This window comes from Streptomyces sp. NPDC007205 (genome assembly GCF_040634095.1).
Taxonomy (GTDB): domain Bacteria; phylum Actinomycetota; class Actinomycetes; order Streptomycetales; family Streptomycetaceae; genus Streptomyces.
In genome coordinates, this window is record NZ_JBEYEW010000144.1 from 1 (window position 1) to 2560 (window position 2560).

At 63.8% G+C, this 2560-nt stretch carries 2 protein-coding genes and 3 pseudogenes; all 5 read right to left on the minus strand.

Annotated features, from left to right (window positions below; genetic code table 11):
- Positions 1–136 precede the first annotated feature (136 nt).
- Complete coding sequence (locus tag ABZ624_RS42615; RefSeq protein ID WP_360101057.1) at positions 137–295, minus strand: hypothetical protein; 159 nt, start codon at positions 293–295, stop codon at positions 137–139.
- Positions 296–311: 16 nt separating this feature from the next.
- Positions 312–545: pseudogene (locus tag ABZ624_RS42620) on the minus strand (transposase); the annotation flags it as partial.
- 54 nt (positions 546–599) lie between these two features.
- Complete coding sequence (locus ABZ624_RS42625) at positions 600–917, minus strand: transposase (protein WP_360101059.1); 318 nt, start codon at positions 915–917, stop codon at positions 600–602.
- Between the two features lie 81 nt (positions 918–998).
- A pseudogene (locus ABZ624_RS42630) lies at positions 999–2089 on the minus strand (IS630 family transposase).
- A 389-nt stretch (positions 2090–2478) separates the two neighbouring features.
- A pseudogene (locus ABZ624_RS42635) lies at positions 2479–2560 on the minus strand (IS5/IS1182 family transposase); the annotation flags it as partial.

The following is a 2560-nucleotide window of genomic DNA, read 5'->3' on the forward strand; positions in this document are numbered from 1 at the left end:
GGGCGTCAACACCCGCACGAAGAAGATCATGAGGCAGATGCACGGCCGCGCCGGCTTCCCGCTCCTACGCCAGCGGATCCTGCTCCAATGATCAATACGAAGCGTTACCACCGATTACGGGCCAGAGCCGAACGTCTTACAGTCCCGCCCAGAGCAGGAGCGACGCCAGACTGACCACTGCCTCGTAGGAGGTGGTGGTGGTCTTGTCGTATCTGGTGGCGATGCCGCGGAAGGCTTTGAGACGGTTGAAGCAGCGTTCGACGGTGTTGCGGACGACGGTAGGTTTCGCGGTCAAAGCCCTGTGGTGGTCGGCCGCCTCGCCGGCCGCGGTTGCGGCGGTGCTTGCGCTGGACGTCCTTCTCGGGAATCGTGTGCGCGATCCCGCGTTGCCCCGGGTAGCCGCGGAATCCACGGGAGCTGTATGCCTTGTCCGCGATCACATGGTCGGGTCGGCAGCGTGGTCGGCCCATGCCTTTGGGGGGAACGCGAATCCGCTCCAGCAGGGTCCTCGCACAGACGCTGTCGTGACGTTGGCCCGGCGTGATGAGTACAGCAAGAGGCCGCCCTTTTGCCGTCGCAGGCGAGGTGGACCTTGGTGGTCAGTCCTCCTCGGGATCGGCCGAGAACGTGATCGTCCGGTTCCTCCTGCCGGTGCCGCCCCCCCTTTTGGCTCGGTCGCGGCGGCGTGCTGGTGGGCTCGGACGATGGGAGTCGATCTCGACCAGCCAGTCGATGTCACCAGCGGCGTCCGCCCGGGCCTGGATTTGCTGCAAGGCCCGGATGAACACACCGTCGAGCCCATAGCGGCGGAAGCGGGGGTAGACCGTTTGCCATGATCCATAGCGTTCTGGCAGGTCACGCCACGAGATCCCCGTACGGATCTTGTAAACTATCCCGATGACCTGCCGGTCCGACATCCGGGGCCGTCAGATCGGTGAGTCCATGACGGCGTATCACCCCACCATGATCCACCACGTGGTGGTCTTTGAAGATGAGCCCTAGTGTCCTGAGTCGGGGATTCGGTTCAGATATCCTGCGAGGCGTTCGAGGATCTCGTCCGCGGTCTTCGTCCAGACGAAGGGTTTCGGGTCTTCGTTCCAGGTGTTGATCCAGTTCCGGATGTCCTTCTCCAGGGACTGGACGTTCCTGTGGGCACCTCGTCGTATCTGTTTGTCCGTCAGCAGCGCGAACCACCGCTCGGGCTGGTTGAGCCAGGAGGAGCTGGTAGGCGTGAAGTGCACAGGGAAGCGGGGGTGTGCGGTCAGCCATCGCTGGATGGCCGGGGTCTTGTGCGTCGAGGCGTTGTCGTAGATCAGATGCACGTCCAGGCCCGCGGGTATCTCCTTGTGGATGCGGACGAGGAACTTCTTGAACCCCATGGAACGGTGCCGGCGGTGGATCTGGCCGATCACCTCGCCGGTAGCGGTGTTCAGCGCGGCGGACAGTGTGGTGACGCCGCCGCGCACGTAGTCGTGAGTACGGCGCTCTGGCATGCCCGGCATCATCGGCAGCACCGGAGCCGGCCGATCCAGCGCCTGGATCTGCGTCTTCTTATCCACACACAGCACCAGCGCATGCTCGGGCGGGGCGAGATACAGGCCGACCACATCGCGGACCCTCTCGATGAACTGCGGATCCTTCGAGCGCTTGAAGGGGTCCACCAGGTGCGGCTTGAGGCCGAAGGTCCGCCAGATACGCGTGATGGCCGACTGGAAGAGGCCCACTTCCTTGGCCATCGACCGTGTAGACCAGTGCGTGGCGTCCTTCGGCGTGGTCTCCAGTGTCTTGACGACCACTTCTTCCGCCTGGGCGTCGGTGATCTTCCGGGGACCACCCGGGCGTGGCTCGTCGGTCAGGCCCTCCAGCCGGTCCCGCACAAAGCGGGCCCGCCACCTTCTCACCGTATGCTCCTCGACGCCGAGCAGAGCGGCAACGTCTCTGTTCTAAGCGCCGTTGCTCACTCCAGCACGATCCGGCACCGCAGGGCCAGCGCCTGCGAAGAAGTCCGACGCCTGGCCCAGCGGCTCAACGTCTCACGCTCGTCATCGATCAACACCAGCGCGGCCTTCGGCCGTCCCGTCCTAGCCACCCGGCCATCATGCCGAACCACCGAGGACTTACGCAGCGAATTCCCGACTCACGACACTAGTCCCCACCGCGACCTGGCAGGTGGTCTCTGTGCCCTGGCACGACGTCCGACTTGTCGGCCCGACGGGCGAGGGTAAGTCCGTGCTGACCAGACGTCTGCTGTCTGAAGCGTTCAACGCGTTCACGTATTAGGCCAGCGCGGTCCTGTAAGCGTAACGGGTAACCAGGTGTACTGGTGTCAGTTGGAGAGGACTCAGCACAGCGTTGTCTCCTTCCGGCAGCAGGTTGTTCGGCCCTGGGGAGCTAGCGCCTGACTGCGGGTGATTGCCAATAACAAGAGCACCTCCTATGTGGTGAGGCAAGCGGAAGACGGTAAGCAGTGAACCGTTTTCATCCTGAATATGTGCAGGTCATCAGGGTGTGGACGGCTTGAACTGCTGTGCTGATGCGGCGGGTGGAGCAGCGTGCTCGC

Excerpts from the sequence above, each read along its gene's own strand:
- ABZ624_RS42625 (WP_360101059.1), bottom strand. The coding sequence starts at position 917 with ATGTCGGACCGGCAGGTCATCGGGATAGTTTACAAGATCCGTACGGGG.